Genomic DNA, 17,742 nt, shown 5'->3' with positions numbered 1-17,742 from the left:
GGCCGATTCCGGATAGTCGCGAAGGCGGGCGCCGGCTACGATGGCGCCGTAGCGAACGTCCGCCGGAGACCCGCGATGCCCGACGCCCTGCCCCCCGCCGCCGCGAAGCCCGCGGTGCTCGACGACGAAGGCGCCCGGGCGCTGGTCGCGCGCTACGGCGCGACCTCGCCGGTGGCGGCGAAGAAGGACATCGGCCGCATCGACGCGCACATGAAACGCTTCATCGAGACGGCGCCGTTCTGCTGCGTGTCGACCGCCGACGCCGACGGCCGCCAGGACGCGACGCCGCGGGGCGATCCGCCGGGCTCGTTCCGGGTGATCGACGAGCGCACGCTGGCCATCCCCGACCGGCCCGGCAACAACCGGCTCGACACGCTGCGCAACCTCCTGGTCAACCCGCAGATCGGGCTGCTGTTCATGATCCCCGGCATGAACGAGACCACGCGGGTCAACGGCGTGGCGCGGCTCAGCGTCGATGCGGAACTGCTCGCGTCGATGGCGGTGCAGGGCAAGCCGCCGCTCTGCGCCATCGTCGTCGAGGTGCGCGAGGCCTACATGCACTGCCCCAAGGCGTTCATGCGTTCGAAGCTGTGGGACCCGGAGGCGCGGATCGACCGCGCGAGCTTCCCGTCGCTGATCTGCATGATCGGCGACCAGGTCGGACTCGCCGAGGCCGAGCGGAACGCCGCCGAGGCGCGCTCGGCGCGGGCCTACCGCGAGGGCCTGTGGGAGCACGTCAAGCCGTAGGACCGTCGATGTCCGGCGAGGGCGAGGGTGGGGGCGAGGCCGCGTACCGCGTCACCGGCGAGAGGGCGCGGCAGATGCGCGCCATTCCGGCCGAGCGGCTGAAGGAGCTGTACAGGAAGTCCGATCTCCGCGGCCTGCTCCAGATCGGCGCGCACGCCGCGCTTCTGGTGGCCGGTGGATTCGTCATCGAGGCGGCGCGCGGCTCGTGGCTGCTAGCGCCGGCGTGGCTGCTGCAGGGCGCGTTCGTGATGGCGCTGTTCGCACCGATGCACGAATCCGTCCACTACACGGCCTTCCGTGCGCGCTGGCTCAACGATCTCGCGGCGTTCCTGTCGGCGGCGGCGATCTTCAACATCGGCCGCTACTACATGCATTTCCACCGCGCCCACCACCGCTACACGCAGGATCCGGCGCGCGACCCCGAGCTGATCGCCCAGCCGGAGGCGCGCACGCTCGGCGGCTACCTCTGGCGCGTCTCCGCGATCCCGTTCTGGACCGCGCGGCTGTCGCAGCTCGCGACCCTGCCGTTCGGCCGGTTCGCCGGGCTCGATTTCATCCATCCTTCCGCGCGGCCGGAGATCACCCGCCACGCGCGCGTCCAGCTGCTCCTCTACGCCGTGATCGCGGTCGTCAGCGTGGCGGCAGGCAGCGACGCGGCGTTGATGCACTGGCTGATCCCGGCGTTCCTCGGCGCGCCATTGCTGCGCCTGTACTTGCTGGTCGAGCACGCCGGCTGCACGCGCGACGACGACGGTTTCGCCAACACGCGCACCACGCTGACCAATCCAGCGCTGCGCCTGCTGATGTGGAACATGCCTTTCCACGCCGAGCACCACCTGCTGCCCAACGTCCCGTTCCACCGCCTGCCGGAGGCGCACGCGCTGCTGCGGCCGCACATGAAGGTGGTGACGCCGGGCTACATCGCCGCCCACCGCCAGATCCTCGCGAGCCTGAGACGATGACCGCCTATCCGACCGCGACCGCGACCTTCGAGTGCGGCGACATCCGCCTGCGCTCGGGCATGACGCTGCCCAAGGCGCGCATCGTCTACAAGACCTTCGGCACGCTGTCGGCGGCGCGCGACAACGTGATCGTCTATCCGACCAGCTATGGCGCGCACCACACCGACATCGAATGGCTGGTGGCGCCAGGCAAGGCGCTGGATCCGACGCGGCACTTCATCGTCATCCCCAACATGTTCACCAACGGGTTGAGCGCGTCGCCGAGCAACGCGACGCCGCCCTACGACAAGGGCCGCTTCCCGCGCATCACGGTGTACGACAACGTCGTCCAGCAGCGGCGCCTGCTGCGCGAGACGTTCGGCGTCGAACGCGTCGAGATGGTCTACGGTTGGTCGATGGGCGCGCAGCAGGCCTACCACTGGGCGACCATGGCCGGCGCGGATGTCAAACGCATCGTGGTCAATTGCGGCAGCGCCCGCACCTCGCCGCACAACGTCGTCTTCCTCGAGGGCGTGAAAGCCGCGATGACCGCCGATCCGAACTGGACCGGCGACCATTTCGCGGCCAAGCCGGAGCGCGGCCTGCGCGCCATGGGCCGCGTCTACGCCGGCTGGGCGCTGAGCCAGACGTTCTACCGCGAGCGGATGTGGCAAGGGCTGGGCTACGGCAGCCTGGAGGATTTCCTGGTCGGATCGTGGGAGGGCAATTTCCTGCGGCGCGACGGCGACGACCTGCTGGCGCAGCTCTGGACCTGGCAGCACGCCGACATCGCCGACGATCCGCGGTTCGGCGGCGACCTGGCCGCCGCGCTGGCGTCGATCGAGGCGAAGACGCTGCTGCTGCCGTCGGCGACGGACCTCTACTTCCAGACAGCCGACAACCGCCTCGAGCTGCCGCATCTGCGCGACGCGCGTTTGCTGGAGATCCCTTCGATGTGGGGCCACCGCGCCGGCAATCCCTGGGCCTGTCCCGCCGACGCCGCGTTCCTCGACGCCGCGGTCAAGGAACTGCTCGCGGCCTGACGCGGTCCCGTCGCTACGCCTTGAGCGCGACCGACACGCTGATGCGGTCGGCGCGTACCAGCAGATCGGCCCGCATCACGGGCTTGCGGTTCTGGTCGCGGACCAGGCGCTGGATCCGCAGCAGCGGCGCGCCGACATCGAGCGCCATCAGCCGCGCGATGGACGGGTCGGCGAGCGTGGCGAGCACGCGCTGCTCGCCGGACGCCGGTCGCACCCCGGCGCGCGCCAGAAGCGCGCCGATCTGCTCCTGCTCCATGTCGGCCGAATCCCAGTTGCGGCCGATGGCTTCCGGAATCCAGGTCGTGACGTGGATCAAGGCCTCGTCGCCGACCTCGCGCAGACGCTCGGCGTACTGCATGCGGCCGCCCTCCGGCACCGGGAACAGCGCCTTCAACGTCTCCGGCGGTTCGCGGTAGTCGAACGCCACCACGCGCGCCTTCGAGCCCTTCGCGAACCCCTCGATCCGGTCCATCGCGTTCTCGATCGCGACGACCATCGGGCTCGGAAGGTCCTTGCCGTCGCGCACGTAGGTGCCGTCGCCCTGCCGGCGTTCGATCAGACCCTCGCGCTGAAGGACCTCCAGCGCCTTGCGGATGGTCACCCGTGAGACGTCGAACTGGCGCGTGAGGTCGACCTCCGGCGGAACCGGGCGGCCGGCGGCGTAGCGGCCGGAGATTATGCCGTCGCGCAGCACCAGGTAGACCTGCCGGTACAGGGGGATACCGAACTCCCGACGCCCACGCACGCGATCCTCCCGGCGATCCGCCCTTCGGCCTTGATCCCTTGATACAACCGCCGGTCGATATACACCATCCCGGCGGATCGTGCGACGGCGTCGAGTGGAACGCCGGCCGCGACCACGGCGGCGCGGAATGTCCGCCACCGTCGTCGCGGCTCTTTCGCGGTCGCCGCGCGCGCCGCGCGCCGCTAGGCTCCGCCAGGGCGGCGCCGGGCGGATCCCGGGAGCGCGTCGACGGGAGGGTGGAAGCGATGGCCGGAAGCGAGAAGGCCGCGGCGCTGCGCGAAAGGCTGCGCCGGGGCGAGTTCGTCCAGGCGCCCGGCGTCTACGACGGCATCTCCGCGCGCATCGCGGACCGCATGGGATTTCCCGCCCTCTACATGACCGGCTACGGCGTCACCGCCTCGGCGCTCGGGCTGCCCGACGCCGGCCTGGCGAGCTACCGCGACATGGTCGAGCGCGCGGCGATGATCGCGGAGCTGTGCGCGACGCCTCTGGTCGCCGACGCCGACACCGGCTACGGCGGCCTCCTGAACGTGCGGCAGACCGTGCGCGGCTACGAAGCCGCCGGCGTCGCGGCGATCCAGATCGAGGACCAGGAGATGCCGAAGAAATGCGGCCACACGCCGGGCCGCCGCGTCATCCCCGCCGAGGAGATGGCGTTGAAGATCTCGGTGGCGTGCGAGGCGCGGCGTCACGACGAGACGCTGATCGTGGCCCGCACCGACGCGCGCACGACGCTCGGGCTCGACGAGGCGATCCGGCGCGGCCGGCTCTACGCCGAGGCCGGCGCCGACGTGATCTTCATCGAGTCGCCCGAGACGGAGGCGGAGCTGCGGCGCTGCGGCGACGAAATCGACCGTCCGCTGGTCGCCAACATGGTCGAGTTCGGCAGGACGCCGATGGTTCCGGTTGAGACGCTGAAGGCGTGGGGATTCGCCATGGCGATCTATCCCGGCACGGGTTTCCAGGCGGCGGCCGAGGCGATGCGCCGGGTCTGGCGGCACCTGAAGGACCACGGCACCAGCGCGGGCGCGCCCGTCCCGTCCTACGCCGGCGGCGACGGCGTCGCCGGCATGCACGAGCTGATGGGATTCCCCGAGGTCTGGGCGTTCGAGAAGCGCTGGGCGCGCGAGGGCTGAGGCGGAGGGACGGGAAATGGCCATCGTGGTCGAGTCGCTGCCGCTTCCCGGTCCGTCGCCGTTGACGTCGCGGCACCTGGCGGTCCACCGCTTCGGCCGCGGCGCGGCGCGCCCCAAGGTCTGGCTCCAGGCGGCGCTGCACGCCGACGAGCTGCCCGGCGCGCTGGTGCTGCACCATCTCGCCGCGCGGCTGGCGGAGATCGACGGCGCCGGCGGAATTCCAGGCGAGATCGTCGTGGTGCCGTTCGCCAACCCGATCGGTCTCGCGCAGCATGTCGGCGGCCGTCTGCTCGGCCGCTACGCGCTCGACGGCGCCGGCAATTTCAACCGCGGCTTCGTCGAGCTGCGCGACAAGCTCGCCGACGCCGACGCCGTCGGCGCCGGGCTCGGTGCCGATGCGGCCGCCAACGTCACGGCAGTCCGCGCGGCGCTCGCGAAGCTGCTCGACGCCGAGCCGCCGGCGGAGGAGGCCGAGGTCCTCAAGTGGACGCTGCAGCGCATGGCCTGCGACGCCGACATCGTCCTCGACCTGCATTGCGACGACCAGGCGGCGATGCACCTCTACTGCGGCCCGCGCCAGGTCGAGGCGTTCGCGCCGCTGGCGGCGCGGCTGGGCGCGGTGGCGCTGCTGACCGCCGAGGATTCCGGCGACGCGCCCTTCGACGAGGCGTTGACGCGGCCGTGGTGGCGGCTGGCCGAGCGCTTCCCGGCCGCGGCGCTGCCGGTCGACGCGTGCCTCGGCTGCACCGTCGAACTGCGCGGCGGCGTCGACATCGACGACGACATGGCCGCCCGCGACGCCGAGGCGATCCTCGACTGGCTGCGCGACCGCGGCGCCGTCGCCGGCGCGGCGCGCGCGGCCCCCGCGCCGCGCTGCGCGCCGACGCCGCTCGACGGGGTGGACGCGGTGCGCGCGGCGGCGGCGGGGCTGTGGATTCCGCGCGTGCCGCCCGGCGCCCGCGTCGCGGCCGGCGAGGTCGTGGGCGAGATCGTCGATCCCACGCGCCCGCCCGGCGGCGCGCGCGCGGCGCTCGCCGCCGCCGTCGACGGCGTCCTGTTCGCGCGCATGAGCCCCGGACTCGTCAAGCCCGGCGACCGCGTCGCCAAGATCGCCGGCGCGAGCGCCATCCCCGGCCGGCGGGGCAAGCTGCTGGGCGACTGAACCGCCGCCGCGACGGCCGGGCGACTGTGGCATACTGCGGGCATGACAAGCGTCGCGCACGCGCCGGGGCCCGACACGCCGCCGAAAGGCGGCGCCGAACCCCAGCCGCGCCGCGTCGTCGCGCCGACCGGCGCCGAGCTCTCCGCGCGGCTGGCGTCGCGTGGCGGCGTGCGGCTGCGCTCGCTGGTGCTGATCCGGTGGATCGCCGTCACCGGCCAGGCGTTCACGGCCGGCCTCGTCCACTACGGCCTGGAGTTCACGTTCCCGGCGATCTGGGTCGCCGCCGCCATCGCGCTCTCGGCCGCGATCAACCTCGGCTTCGAGCTCAGCCAGCCGGGGTCGACGCGGCTCAACGACCGAGAGGCCGCCGTCTTCCTCGGCTTCGACACGCTGCAGCTGACCTTCCTGCTCTACCTGACGGGCGGCGTCGCCAATCCGTTCATGCTGCTGCTGCTGGCGCCGGTGGCGATCGCCGGCTCGACGCTCGGCGCCCGCAGCGTCGTCGTCCTGACCGTCCTCAGCGTGGCGTGCGCCGGCATCATCTCGCTGGTCCACCGGCCGCTGCCCTGGGACGGCCCGCCGCCCGTCCTGCCGACCATCTACCTGGTGGCGCTGTCGTCGGCGCTGACGCTGTCGATCGTGCTGATCGCCGTCTACACCTGGCGGGTCGCGGACGAGGCGCGCAAGATGGGCGACGCGCTGGCGGCGGCGTCGGCGGCGTTGGCGCACGAGCAGCGGATGGCCTCGCTCGGCGCGCTGGCGGCGGCGGCCGCGCACGAACTGGGCAGCCCCCTGTCGACGATCTCGGTGGTGACGCGCGAGATGCAGCGCGAGGTCGAGGTCGACGATCCGCTACGCGCCGACGTCGATCTGCTGGTCGACCAGTCCGAGCGCTGCCGCGAGATCCTCACGCGGCTCACCGTCGATCCGGCCGTCGACGTGTCGGACGCCTACAGCGTCGTGCCGGTGCCCGCGCTGGTCGAATCGGCGGTGGCGCCGTGGGCGGTCGGCGCGAGCGTATCGGTCGTCTACCTCGCCATGCCGGCCGACGAACTCGCGCCGGCGCTGCCGCCGGTCATGGTGCGCGGTCCCGAGTTCGTCCAGGGCATCGCCAACCTCGCGCACAACGCGATGGGGTTCGCCAAACGCGAGGTGACGCTGACGACGCGGTGGTCGCGCGACTGGGTGGAGATCGCCGTGGCGGACGACGGTCCGGGATTCTCGGAGCCCTTGCTCGAGGATGTGGGATCGCCGTTCATCTCGACCCGCCGCGTCGTCGAGGGCCACATGGGTCTCGGCACGTTCATCGCCAAGACGCTGCTGGAGCGCACCGGCGCGACCGTCAAGTTCGGCAACCGGCCGGCCGCCGAGGGCACGGGCGCCCTGGTCGCCGTGCGCTGGCACAATCCGACGTTCCGAGATACATAGGACCGGAGACCGGCGTACGCGCCACCTCCGGCGACCATGACCCGGAGGGACCGGACGATCACGACGGACGCCGGTCCGGGGAGGTGCGCGTGGCGCAGGATGGGACCGTGCCGGCGGCGCCGGCCAACGCGGCGGGCGAGCGCAGCCTGTTGATCGCCGACGACGACGCGCCGCTTCGCCAGCGGTTGGCGCGCGCGCTCGAGCTGCGCGGCTTCGTCGTCACCGCGGTCGGCAGCGTCGCGGAGGCGATGGCGCTGGCCTCGAAGCCGCCGGCCTTCGCGGTGCTCGACATGCGGCTGGGCGACGGCAGCGGCTTGGAGCTCGTCAGCGCCCTGCGCAAGTCGCGGCCCGACATCCGGATCGTCATGCTCACCGGCTACGGCAACATCGCGACCGCCGTCGCGGCGGTGAAGGAAGGCGCGCTCGACTACCTGGCGAAGCCGGCCGACGCCGACGCCATCGAGGCGGCGCTGCTGGCGACGGGGAAGAAGCTGCCGCCGCCGCCGTCCAATCCGATGCCGGCGGACCGGGTCCGCTGGGAGCACATCCAGCGGGTCTTCGAGCAGTGCGACCGCAACGTGTCGGAGACCGCGCGGCGGCTCAACATGCACCGCCGGACGCTCCAGCGCATCCTCGGCAAGCACGCGCCCAAGGAGCAGTAGCTCCGCCGCCAGCGCCTAGAACATGCCGCGGCGCGGGATCTCGATGGTGTCGCCCGGCAGCAGCGGCGTCTCGGGGCCGGCGTCGCATTTCTGCGCGGTCTGGCCGGTCTGGGCCTGGCCGATCCGGAAGATGACGGCCTTGGACTGGCTGCCGCGGCGGTCGTAGCCGGCCGCGAGCGCCACGGCGCCGCGCACGTCGAGCCCGAACGAGAACGGATAGCGGCCGGGCGTGCGCACCTGGCCGATGACCGTCACAGGCCGGTAGCCGCTGACCTGCACGGCGACCTGGGGATTGACGAGGATCTTGCCGCGCAGCTTTTCGACGACCTCGTTCTGGACCTCGCCGACCGTGCGGCCGGCGGCCGGCACCTCGCCGACCAGGCCGACGACGATCTTGCCGCTGGCGTCGACCTCGTTCTCGCCGCCGATCTCGGGTTGGCCGACCACCGCGACCTTGAGCTTGTCGCCGACCCCAAGGCGGTAGTCGAGACCGCCGACCACGCCCGTCGCCGCCGGACAGGGCACGCCCGCGGCCGAGCTGCCGCCGTCCTCGCAGGCCGCCAGCGCGGCGACGACGAGCGCGAGCGCGACGGGACGCAGGAACGACGACGCGCGGCCGAGGGGCCGCGCGTTGAAGGATACGCTGTTCACGGTGGACCTTTCGGCGGCTTCGATCATGCCGCCGAAGGTATCACAAAGCGCCGCCGAGCGTCAGCAGGAAGCGGTTGTCGACATAGTTGAGCGCGCTCGGCTTGGCGTGCCGGTGCTGGAAGATGTAGCGTGGCCCGGCCCAGACCTGCGGCGAGAAGTAGTACTTCGCGCCGATGTCGAAGGTGTAGTAATCCTCCTTCTGGCCCTGGCCCCGGTAGTTGTACTGGTCCCAAGACACCCCGCCGTCGATCATCAGCGGCTCGATCGGCTCCCAGCCCATGCGCAGGCCGACGAAGGTCTGCACCGCGTTGCTGGTCGCGGCGTTGGCGAGCGCGGACCGGTACTCCGACAGCGAGCGCCGCGCCTCGGCCTCGATCGAGAACGTGTCCGACGGGTTCCAGTAGATCTTGCCCTGCACCGACACGCCGTCCTGCGGCTTGTAACGGGAGTCGTCGAAGTCGCGCCGGAAGTAGCCGACGCCGAGTTCGGCGCTCACGACCCGCGTGATGTCGTAGGCGACGCCGAGGCGGACGTCGAAGCCGTCGTTGTTCTGGTTGAAGCCGGCCGTGTCGATCTTCGTGGAGTAACGTACCCACTGGTACGAAGTGTCGAGGAACACCGACACGTCGGGCGTGACCCGGTAGCCGGCGCGCGCCGCGACCTCGTAGGTGGTGAAGTCCTGGTCGCCGACCACGCCCTTGACGTAGTCGATGCGCCGCACGCGCGGACCGATGCGGAAGAAGAACGGATCGCCGCTGTAGGCGAGGTAGCCACCCGTCGTCAGCACGTGCATCGTCTGGCTGGTGCCGACCGCGCCGAACAGGCCGGGCGCGCCCGGGGGCACCCGGATGCGGGCGAAATCGATCTCGGTGTGCCAGGCCAGCTCGTCCGTGAAGTCGATCCTGCCGCGGCCGCCGGCCTGGAACGATTCGTAGTTCAGGCTCGAATAGGTGGCGTAGCGCGCCAGCTCGGCCTGCCCGTAGATCTCGAGGCTGTGGCGCTCCCAGTCGCTGACGAGCGAGAAGCCGGGACGCACGCGGCCGATGAGGTCGTCCTTGGTCGAGTTGCGGGTGCGGAAGACGTTGTCGTCGTACTCGCCCTCGATCTCGATGCGCGGAAACAGGATGAACTGCCCGACCGGCAGGCCGTCCGGACGCTCCGCGCGCGGCCGGCGCAGGATCGATTCGTCCCGGGCCGAGACCTCCTTCTTCTCCCGCGCGGTGCCACCCGAGCCCTGGGGCTGCGTCGTCGACGACGCGGCGGGGGGCGACTGGCTGGAGGGCTGCTGCTGCGCGGCCGCGCCGGCGCCGAGCGCCAGCCCGCCGACCATGACCGTCACCACCGATAGGACCCGACCGGTCACGCCGTTGGAAATTTTACGCACTGTCGTGTTCCTCGGCGGGATCAATTGGGGCTGACGACGGTCGGGCACTTGCCCGGCGCGCATTTCGGGATATCGGTGCAGATCTTGCCGGCGGGGCAGCGCGGCACGTTGCCGGCCTGCGTCAGCGCGAGGTTGTCGATCCGCTGCTGCTGGTCGAGACAGTTGGCGTTGTTCACGACCGCGATCGTGACGGCGGTCGAGTCGAGCACGAAGGCCGACGGCCGGCCCATCGGCTCGACCAGCAGGCCGGAGATCTCGGCCGTCTGCGGGAAGTTGAAGTTGAGCTCACCGCCGGAGTGGTCGAACTCGATCACGATGGCCGGCGCGCTGCCGGGCAGGATGTTGGCGGCGGTGTAGACCTGCTCCGGCGTGCCGTTCGCCAGCGCGCCGCGCGGCAGCCAGCGGTCCGGTCCGACGGCGATGATCTCGATGTTGCGGCCGTTGATGTCGATGTTGCGGCCGAACGGCGAGCTGAGCGCCTGCGCCAGCGGCCGCTTGCCGCTGATCAGCACCGCGCGGTACTGGCCGGCCGGCGCCTGGGTCTTGAAGCTCGACACGCCGATCAGCGAGTCGCCCGAGACCGGATAGGCGTCGTTGTACTTCGCCGGCATCAGCGTGCCGCCAATGCGCGGATCGCCCGGGGTGACGACGGTGAATCCGGGGAACGGCCGGTTGCCGCGGCCCTGGAAGTCGAACGCCTGGACGCCGCGCGGCACGTTGAACCGCCGCACGCAAATCGCGTCGATCGGGTAGGCGGCGCAGACCGTGTCCTTGGAGATCTTCCGTAGATCGTCCATCGTGCCCGGGGCGCACTTGCCGGTCGTCTGGCACTTCTCGTTGACCGCCAGGATGAGGGCGATCGCCCGATCCGTGGTGGCCACGCGGTCGGGGTAGGCGGCGCGCAGGTGGGTCCGCGTGGCGTCCCGCCAATCGCCCTCGTTGCGCGAGATCTGGTCGGATAGCGACGAGGGGCCTTGGGCGAAGGCCGCCAGCCCGAAGGACACGGCGATGGCGACCAAGCCAACGAACAGGGAGGAACGGCGAAGGTTCGGCATGAATAAGTCTTTCCGAAAAATTCTAAACTATCACCATCTTGAGCATCTACTTCACCTTATACCAAGAACCCGGCGTATTGGACATCGTTATTTGCATCCCAACGTTCGAACTGAAAACGACACTGAATTGACATTCGATTCACAAAAGATCGACGCCAACGCATCGGATCAAAAACAACACCTATGCTATTGCGTTAACCATCCTGATCAATCTATTGTATCATCGTCGTTATTCGCAAAGTCATTCGTTCAGGAATAGTCGGCCGGACCCGCATCGGGATCGGCCGCGCGTGAAGATCGAAGCCGCGGTGCGGGCCGGAAGGCTCCTGCGCCCGCGTTTCGTCATGGGCGATCGGCCACGGTCGACGCGAAAGGGCGCTCGCGCAGATGGCACCACCCGACAAGGCGTCGTCAGACGGCCCCGCCGGCTCCACGGGCGCCGCGCCGCCGCGCGCGTCGACCCCGGTGCCGGCCGCCGACCCGCCGCCGGGCGCCCGCGCCAAGCGCGTCGACTCCCTCCTGCGCGCGTTCCTCTACGTGGCGCAGCAGCTCGGCCGGCCGATCAGCGAGGCGGAGCTGCGCACGCTCGCGCCGGTGCCGGATTCGGGCATGGACGAGCGCGCCTTCCTGCTCGCCTGCGAACGCGTCGGATTCCGCGCCGGACGCGCGGCGGTCTCGATCGCCCAGTTGGAGAAGATCCCCACGCCGTTCGTCCTGGTCGGCGACGCCGAGCGGCCGTCCTGGGTGGTGGTCTCGCGCGAAGGCGGCGACTTCACCGTGCTCGACGTCGTCGAGGGCAGGACGACGGCGCGGACGGCCGCCGCCGTGGCGGCCCTCTCGGGCCATGCGATCATGGTGCGCGAAGCCGAGCGGCGGGACCACGCCAGCCACTGGAAAGACATGCTGCGCGTGCGCGTGCGGCAGGTCGCGGGCGAGCTGCTGGCGGCGTCGTTCGTGATCAACATCCTGGCGCTGGCGACGCCGCTGTTCATGATGGTGATCTTCAACCGGGTCATCGGCCAGGGCAATCCGGACACCCTGGGCACGACGATGATCGTGCTGATGATCGGCATGTCGATCGCCTACATCTTCGACCTGCTGCTGCGCATCCTGCGCGGCTACGTGTCGAGCCACACCGGCTCGCGCATCGACGCGCTGATGTCGGGCGAGGTGGTGCGCCGGCTGGTGCACCTGCCGTACCGGCATTTCGAGAAGACGCCGTCGGGCGTCATCTCGGAGCGGCTGCGCCAGCTCGACACGCTGCGGTCGTTCTTCACCGGCCAGATGCCGTCGCTCATCATCGACCTCGGGTTCGTCATCGTCTACCTGGCCGCGATCTTCCTGATCAACTGGCCGATCGGCCTGTTCGTGCTGCTGGCGATCCCGTTCTTCATCGCGATCTCGCTGGTCACGCACAACGCGCAGAAGCGCCACATCGACGAGAACTTCCACGCGCTGGCGGCCAAGAGCTCGGCGCTCAGCGAGACCGTCAACAACGCCGCCACGATCAAGGCGCTCGGCCTCGAGTCGGAGATCGAGAAGCGCTGGGGCGCCCGCGTCGCGCGCTCCGCCTGGACGGGCTACCGCGCCAACAACCTTGCGAACGTCGTCGCCTCGGTCACCGGCGTGCTGCAGCTGTTCGTGTCGCTGGGCGTCATCCTGCTCGGAACATGGGAGCTGGTCGAGCAGCGCATGTCGATCGGCGCGTTGATCGCCGCCAACATGCTCGCCGGCCGCGCGCTGGCGCCGATGCGGCAGGTGATCTCCGCCTGGCACACGCTGCAGGCCGTGAAGTCGGCGTTCGTGCGCATCGACGAGATGATGCAGATCGCGCCGGAGATCGAGCCGGGCGTCCTGCCGCCGATGCCGCCGATCGCCGGCGAGATCGCGTTCGAGCGCGTCTCGTTCCGCTACGACGACGACGCGCCGCCGGTGCTGCAGGACGTCGACCTGCGCATCGAGGCCGGCTCGGTGATCGGCATCATCGGGCCCTCGGGCTCGGGCAAGACGACGGTCGCGAACCTGATCCAGGGGCTCTACAAGCCGACCGCCGGCCGCATTCTCGTCGACAAGACCGACATCGGCCACATGTCGCCGGCGCAGCTGCGGTCGCAGATCGGCAGCGTGCCGCAGGACGTGCAGCTGTTCGCGGGCACGGTGCGCGAGAACATCGCCATGGGCGTCGCCGACAAGGATCCGGGGCGCATCGTCGCCGTGGCCAAGTTCGTCGGCGCGCACAACTTCATCCAGCGCCTGCCGCAGGGCTACAACACGGTGCTCGGCGAGCGCGGCGGCGGCCTGTCGACGGGACAGAAGCAGCTGCTCTGCATCGCCCGCGCGCTGATCCGCAACCCGCGAATCATCGTGCTCGACGAGGCGACCAGCGCGCTCGATCCCGCCACCGAGGAGCAGCTGCTGCGCACGCTGCGCTCGAACGCGCGCGGCCGCACCATCGTGATGGTCACGCACCGGCTGGCGCCGCTCGCCATCGCCGACAAGGTGGCGTTGATCATCGACGGCCGCGTCGAGCGCTTCGGTCCGCCGACCGAGGTCATGGCCTACGCGCGCATCCGCATGGCGGAGGCCAGCCGCGGCCAGCCCGCGCCGTCGCCGGCGCCGGGCGGGATCGCGGGCATGGCCGGCGGCGGCCCGATGGGCGCCGTCTGATGGCCGCCGTGGCGCGATGGCGCGGAGGAGCGCGGTGAGCATGCCCGAAGCCGGAATTCCGGGGCGCGGCGGGGGTGTCGCCAAAGGCGACGCGCCGGCGGCGTCCGGCGGCGCGCCCGCCGTCACGCCGGCGGCCAAGCCGCCGGCCGCCGCCGTCCAGAAGGTCGAGCCGGTCCGCGAGAGCGCCTTCGTGCGTCTGTTCGCGGAGGGCCGTCTGCCGGGCGTGCGCGGCCGCGTCGAGGATTTCCTGCCCGACACCGAGGCGATCGCCGAGCGGCGCCACTCGCCCTACGCCACGTGGTTGATCTACGGCACCGCCGCGCTGGTCGTCGCCGTCGTGCTCTGGATGAACTTCTCGAAGGTCGACGAGGTCGCGACCGCGCCGGGCATCGTCCGGCCGGCGGGGAAGGCCAAAGTCGTCAGCCACCCCGAGGGCGGCCGGGTGGCGAAGGTGCTCGTCAAGGACGGCGACATCGTGCGCGAAGGCCAGGAACTCATCCTGCTCGACGCCGATCTGATCGACCAGGAGATCGCCAAGGTCGCCGCCCAGCACCAGCTCCTCTCGGCCGAGGTCGCGCGGCTCGAGGCCGAGACCTCGAACACCGGACGGCCGCCGACGTTTCCGGCCAATGTGCCGGCCGAGTCGATCGCCAAGAACCTGGAGCTATGGCAGGCGCGCCAGGCCGAGATCGGCAGCCGGCGCTTGGCGGCGGACTCGGTGGTCGGGCAGTCGCAATCGCGGCTGGCGACGGTCGAGGGCAAGATCCGCGCGCTCGAGGACAACATCCGCGTGCTCAGCGACCAGGCGGCGCGCATCAAGCGGCTGGTGGACGAGGGCGTCTATCCGCTGATCCGCTACCAGACGCTCCAGCGCGAGCTGATCGACAAGACGGGCGATCTGCAGGCGGCGCGCGACGATCTGCGCACCGTGACGCAGGCCTTCGCCGAGGCGACGGAACGGCGGGCGATCGTCGACCGCGAGTGGAACTCGCTCAACTTCAAGCGCCTGGGCGACGCGCTGGCCGAGCGCGCGCGCGCCGGCGCCGCGCTCGAGCAGCAGCAGCAGCTCCGGCGCAACCTCGTGATCCGCGCCCCGGCCGACGGCATCGTCAACGGCCTGAAAGTGCACAACGCCGGCGCCTCGATCCGCCCCGGCGATCCGATCGTCGGCGTGGTGCCGGCCGGCGAGGCGCGCAAGATCGAGATCGAGGTGCGCGTCACCAACAACGACATCGGCGTGGTCGAGATCGGCCAGCCGGCCACGGTGAAGTTCCAGACGTACGACTGGATCCGCTACGGCACGCTGCGCGGCAAGGTCACGCATATCGCCGCCGACGCCACCGCGCCCGATCCGGCGGTGAATCCGCAGGCCGCGGCGATGAGCCCGCCGTATTTCGTCGTGCTCATCTCGGTCGACTGCAACTATCTCGGCGGCGACGAGTGCAAGCCCGGCGCCACCGACGCGGAGAAACGCCAGCGGCGCTACCCGCTGAGTCCGGGCATGACCTGCACGGTCGACCTCCAGATCGGCGAGCGGACGATCCTCGGCTACTTCACCGACCGGGTGTTCAAGACCGTCCAGGGCAGCATGCGCGAGCGCGGCACGTGACGATGCCGTCGCGACACGATCCCATGGCCCGGCCAAGGGATTGCGCGCCGGCCCGTCGCCGACACAAGCGGTTGCCTCGGAAAATGCGAGTGAGTGATAATACCGTTTTTGTTTGTGCCGGATTTAGAGTAGGTTAGGGAAAGTCTTTGATGATTATCTGCGTCTATATTCGCGACACTATATATAACAGGCATCAGGTACCGGCATGGCCAACGTGACCCGACTCCAGACTTCGTACACGACACTGCCCGTCGAGGCGCCGCAGACCGCGCCGCCGGGCGGGGGCATGCCGCCGCAGGACGGCACCACCGGGGTGTCGGCCCGCCAGATTCTCGGCACGCTGCGACGCCACAAGCTGCTCATCGGCGGCCTCGCGCTGGTCGGCACGACGATCGCATGGCTGGTCGCCAACCAGTTGACGCCGATCTACCAGTCGCAGGGCGAGCTGGTGATCGAGGCGAAGGCCTCCGACACGCTGTCGAAGACCGACGGCATGACGATGCCGCTCGACTACCAGAAGATGGAGACCGAGGCGGCCCGGCTGCGGTCCGAGAAGCTGGCGCGCATCACCGTGCGCAAGCTGAACCTCATCGAGGATCCGCTGTTCAACCCCGACATGGCGCCGCCGCCGCAGAGCCGCATCGCGAGCGTCTTCGCCCCGGTGCTGCGCATCCTGCGGCTGGGCGGCGAGCCGCCGGCGCCGAGGGCGACGCTCGACGAGGCGCGCCGCCGCATCGCGGCGATGACGCCGGAGCAGCGCGAGCGAATGTACGACCAGATCGCCGACCTCTGGGCGCTCGGCCTCACGACGCAGGTGACGCAGGCGTCGCGGGTCATGACCGTCCGCTACCGCTCCCCCGACCCGAGGATCGCCGCCAACTCCGTGAACGAGGCGATCCGCACCTACATCGACGACCAGAAGGAGAAGAAGGGCCAGGACGCGCTCGGCCTGGCGAAGTTCCTCGCCAGCGAGATCGAGGGCGCGAGGCGGCGCAACGTCGACGCCGAGCGCAAGCTCGCGGCGTTCCGCTCCGCCAACGAGATGTACGTCGACAGCGACAGCATGACGACGATGACACGGACGCTGCTGGAGATGCGCACGCAGTGGCTGACGGCGGAACGGGCCGCGACCGAGGCCGAGCTGCGGGTCCGCAACGGCGGTGGCGTCGAGGGCTCCGGCAGCACCGTCCTGCAGGAGGTGCTGATCGCCGAGAAGGACTTCCAGGCGCTGGCGGCGATCTTCGGACCCGAGCATCCCGAGTACAAGAAGGCGGCCCAGCGGCTGGGCGCGGCGCGCGCCCGGCTCGGCGCCGAGCGCAGCCGCGGCGGCGACATCCAGAAGGCGGACGCCAAGGCGCTGCGGGATTCGGCCGAGAAGCTGAAGACCGAGCTGAACAAGCTCGAGGTGCTGATCAAGAAGCAGACCGAGGGCTCCTCGGAGCTGCGCACGCTCCAGGCCGAGCTGGAGACGTCGAAGCAGCTGTACCAGACCCTTCTGGCGCGCCTGCAGACGGTCGACGTCGAGTCGAAGCGCGAGCGGACCGCCGAGGCGGAGCAGATCACCGAGGCGGCGCCGGCCGTCCTCCCGGTGGCGCCGCGCAAGGACGTGATCGTGCTGATGGCGTTCCTCGCCTCGATCGGGCTGGGCGTCGCGGTCTCGATCATCATCGAGCTCATGGACTCCGGGTTCCGCTCGATCCACCAGCTCGAGCAGCACACCGGCGTCGCGGCGCTCGGCATGGTGCCGTTCCAGTCGAACCGCCTGCGGCGCAACAGCAAGCCGTGGCTCAGCGTCGTCGACAAGCCGAACTCGGCCTACTCGGAGGCGCTGCGCACGATCCGCACCGGCATCGCGCTGAGCAGCGCCGACCACCCGCAGCGCACCGTCGTCGTGACGTCGTCGGTGCCGGGCGAGGGCAAGACCACGACCTCGCTGTCGCTGGCCTCGGCCTCGGCGGCGTCGGGCGCGCGCACGCTGATCATCGACTGCGACATGCGCCAGCCGTCGCTGCACAAGAACCTCGGGGTCGAGAACACCGAGGGCCTGGCGGAGTTCCTCGCCGGCCAGAAGGACCTCGAGGAGCTGGTGCACGTCGAACCGAAGACCGGCCTGTACTACGTCCTGGCGGGCAAGCGGCCGCCGTCGCCGACCGATCTGCTCGGCAGTCTGCGCATGCGGCGCCTGCTGGAGCAGCTGGCCGAGACGTTCGACCTCGTCATCCTCGACACGCCGCCGGTGCTGGCGGTGTCGGACGCGCTGCTGCTGGTGCGCCAGACCGACACCACGATCTTCGTGGTGCGCTGGGAGAAGACCCGCCGCGACGTCGCCACGGCCGGCGTCAAGATGGTCTACGAGGCCGGCGCCCGTCTGTCGGGCATCGTGCTCAGCCAGGTCGACCTGCGGCGCCACGCCCAGTACGACTACACCGACAGCGGCGTCTACTACTACCAGGGCTACAAGCGCTACTACGGCGAGGGGTGACGCCCCCGCCGGGGTGCGCGGGCACCCGGC

14 protein-coding genes are annotated in these 17,742 nt (G+C 70.6%); 10 read left to right on the top strand and 4 right to left on the bottom strand.

The features are described 5' to 3' along the window. Nucleotides 1–75 precede the first annotated feature (75 nt). Genes IPK81_13140 through IPK81_13130 form a run of 3 tightly spaced genes read left to right on the top strand, consistent with a single transcriptional unit; the run spans nucleotide 76 to nucleotide 2,731 of the window. Nucleotides 76–747 (top strand): pyridoxamine 5'-phosphate oxidase family protein, encoded by a 672-nt coding sequence (locus tag IPK81_13140; protein QQS10608.1) that lies wholly within the window; start codon nucleotides 76–78, stop codon nucleotides 745–747. An 8-nt stretch (nucleotides 748–755) separates the two neighbouring features. Next, on the top strand, nucleotides 756–1,709 hold the full coding sequence (locus IPK81_13135; GenBank protein QQS10607.1) for a fatty acid desaturase: 954 nt from the start codon (nucleotides 756–758) through the stop codon (nucleotides 1,707–1,709). Further along, nucleotides 1,706–2,731 (top strand): alpha/beta fold hydrolase, encoded by a 1,026-nt coding sequence (locus IPK81_13130; protein QQS10606.1) that lies wholly within the window; start codon nucleotides 1,706–1,708, stop codon nucleotides 2,729–2,731. Before IPK81_13135 ends, IPK81_13130 begins: the two co-directional genes overlap by 4 nt. Nucleotides 2,732–2,744: 13 nt before the next feature. Here the strand turns inward: IPK81_13130 and IPK81_13125 are convergent, their stop codons facing one another. Beyond that, the gene (locus tag IPK81_13125; GenBank protein QQS10605.1) at nucleotides 2,745–3,476 is read right to left on the bottom strand and encodes a GntR family transcriptional regulator; all 732 of its coding nucleotides are present in this window, start codon (nucleotides 3,474–3,476) and stop codon (nucleotides 2,745–2,747) included. Nucleotides 3,477–3,721: 245 nt separating this feature from the next. Between IPK81_13125 and IPK81_13120 the strand changes: the two genes are divergently transcribed. The 4 genes from IPK81_13120 (at nucleotide 3,722) to IPK81_13105 (ending at nucleotide 7,864) form a co-directional block, all read left to right on the top strand. Continuing rightward, nucleotides 3,722–4,612, top strand: coding sequence for an isocitrate lyase/PEP mutase family protein (locus IPK81_13120; GenBank protein ID QQS10604.1), 891 nt, complete (start codon nucleotides 3,722–3,724; stop codon nucleotides 4,610–4,612). A gap of 25 nt (nucleotides 4,613–4,637) precedes the next feature. Then, entirely contained in the window at nucleotides 4,638–5,774 is a 1,137-nt protein-coding gene (locus IPK81_13115) for a succinylglutamate desuccinylase/aspartoacylase family protein (protein QQS15092.1), read from the top strand. 42 nt (nucleotides 5,775–5,816) lie between these two features. Continuing rightward, nucleotides 5,817–7,202, top strand: a complete 1,386-nt coding sequence (locus IPK81_13110; protein ID QQS10603.1) for an ActS/PrrB/RegB family redox-sensitive histidine kinase — start codon at nucleotides 5,817–5,819, stop codon at nucleotides 7,200–7,202. 107 nt (nucleotides 7,203–7,309) lie between these two features. After that, nucleotides 7,310–7,864: an ActR/PrrA/RegA family redox response regulator transcription factor gene (locus IPK81_13105; GenBank protein ID QQS15091.1), complete on the top strand. Its 555-nt coding sequence runs from the start codon at nucleotides 7,310–7,312 to the stop codon at nucleotides 7,862–7,864. A 15-nt stretch (nucleotides 7,865–7,879) separates the two neighbouring features. Here the strand turns inward: IPK81_13105 and IPK81_13100 are convergent, their stop codons facing one another. Genes IPK81_13100 through IPK81_13090 form a run of 3 tightly spaced genes read right to left on the bottom strand, consistent with a single transcriptional unit; the run spans nucleotide 7,880 to nucleotide 10,954 of the window. Continuing rightward, entirely contained in the window at nucleotides 7,880–8,515 is a 636-nt protein-coding gene (locus IPK81_13100; GenBank protein ID QQS10602.1) for a polysaccharide export protein, read from the bottom strand. A gap of 40 nt (nucleotides 8,516–8,555) precedes the next feature. After that, entirely contained in the window at nucleotides 8,556–9,899 is a 1,344-nt protein-coding gene (locus tag IPK81_13095; protein QQS10601.1) for an outer membrane beta-barrel protein, read from the bottom strand. Nucleotides 9,900–9,919: 20 nt separating this feature from the next. After that, nucleotides 9,920–10,954, bottom strand: a complete 1,035-nt coding sequence (locus IPK81_13090; GenBank protein QQS10600.1) for a hypothetical protein — start codon at nucleotides 10,952–10,954, stop codon at nucleotides 9,920–9,922. 387 nt (nucleotides 10,955–11,341) lie between these two features. Here IPK81_13090 and IPK81_13085 point away from each other — a divergent pair, with 387 nt between their 5' ends. From IPK81_13085 to IPK81_13075, 3 genes are all read left to right on the top strand, one after another. Further along, the gene (locus IPK81_13085; protein ID QQS10599.1) at nucleotides 11,342–13,621 is read left to right on the top strand and encodes a peptidase domain-containing ABC transporter; all 2,280 of its coding nucleotides are present in this window, start codon (nucleotides 11,342–11,344) and stop codon (nucleotides 13,619–13,621) included. Between the two features lie 34 nt (nucleotides 13,622–13,655). Next, on the top strand, nucleotides 13,656–15,230 hold the full coding sequence (locus IPK81_13080; GenBank protein ID QQS10598.1) for an HlyD family type I secretion periplasmic adaptor subunit: 1,575 nt from the start codon (nucleotides 13,656–13,658) through the stop codon (nucleotides 15,228–15,230). 205 nt (nucleotides 15,231–15,435) lie between these two features. Next, nucleotides 15,436–17,712, top strand: a complete 2,277-nt coding sequence (locus tag IPK81_13075; GenBank protein ID QQS10597.1) for a polysaccharide biosynthesis tyrosine autokinase — start codon at nucleotides 15,436–15,438, stop codon at nucleotides 17,710–17,712. The last annotated feature ends 30 nt before the right edge of the window (nucleotides 17,713–17,742 follow it).

This window comes from Rhodospirillales bacterium (genome assembly GCA_016699855.1).
Lineage (GTDB): Bacteria > Pseudomonadota > Alphaproteobacteria > Reyranellales > Reyranellaceae.
Note: the sequence above shows the minus strand (reverse complement) of the source record. Positions and strands in the feature narration are given on the sequence as shown.

Coding starts and splice junctions, on each gene's coding strand:
- IPK81_13075 (QQS10597.1), top strand. CDS start 15,436: ATGGCCAACGTGACCCGACTCCAGACTTCGTACACGACACTGCCCGTC.
- IPK81_13120 (QQS10604.1), top strand. CDS start 3,722: ATGGCCGGAAGCGAGAAGGCCGCGGCGCTGCGCGAAAGGCTGCGCCGG.
- IPK81_13140 (QQS10608.1), top strand. CDS start 76: ATGCCCGACGCCCTGCCCCCCGCCGCCGCGAAGCCCGCGGTGCTCGAC.
- IPK81_13110 (QQS10603.1), top strand. CDS start 5,817: ATGACAAGCGTCGCGCACGCGCCGGGGCCCGACACGCCGCCGAAAGGC.
- IPK81_13090 (QQS10600.1), bottom strand. CDS start 10,954: ATGCCGAACCTTCGCCGTTCCTCCCTGTTCGTTGGCTTGGTCGCCATC.
- IPK81_13130 (QQS10606.1), top strand. CDS start 1,706: ATGACCGCCTATCCGACCGCGACCGCGACCTTCGAGTGCGGCGACATC.
- IPK81_13085 (QQS10599.1), top strand. CDS start 11,342: ATGGCACCACCCGACAAGGCGTCGTCAGACGGCCCCGCCGGCTCCACG.
- IPK81_13135 (QQS10607.1), top strand. CDS start 756: ATGTCCGGCGAGGGCGAGGGTGGGGGCGAGGCCGCGTACCGCGTCACC.